Source organism: Pedococcus sp. P1_H8 (assembly GCF_056405175.1).
Map to the genome: position 1 here is coordinate 1 of NZ_JBFUCP010000105.1, position 552 is coordinate 552.

At 68.9% G+C, this 552-nt stretch carries 1 pseudogene; it reads left to right on the plus strand.

What is annotated here, in order from left to right:
- A pseudogene (locus AC1DYG_RS19070) lies at window positions 1-464 on the plus strand (acetyl-CoA C-acetyltransferase); the annotation flags it as partial.
- Window positions 465-552: the final 88 nt, after the last annotated feature.

The window sequence follows — 552 nt, forward strand, 5'->3', positions numbered from 1 at the left end:
GCATCCACACCGCSGGCAMCGCMTCGCAGATCTCCGACGGCGCCGCCGCGGTGCTGCTGATGGACTCCGACCGCGCCCTCGCCCTCGGCCTCGAGCCGCGCGCCCGGATCGTCTCGCAGGTGCTCGTCGGCGCCGAGCCCGAGTTCCACCTCGACGGCCCCGTCCAGGCGACCGCCAAGGTGCTCGAGAAGGCCGGCATGAAGATCGGCGACCTCGACCTGTTCGAGGTCAACGAGGCCTTCGCGTCCGTCGCACTGTCCTGGGCTCGGGTGCACGGCCCGGACATGGACAAGGTCAACGTCAACGGCGGCGCCCTGGCCCTCGGACGCCCCGTGGGCAGCACCGGATCCCGGCTGATCACCACCGCGCTGCACGAGCTCGAGCGGACGGACAAGTCGACCGCGCTGATCACCATGTGCGCGGGCGGCGCGCTGGCCACCGGCACCATCATCGATCGGATCTGATCCGACGATGAAGCGCCCACCGTTGCTCGATACGAATTTCACCCGCTCCATCATCAAGTGGATGGCGAAGTCGAACGTGATCGCGTAC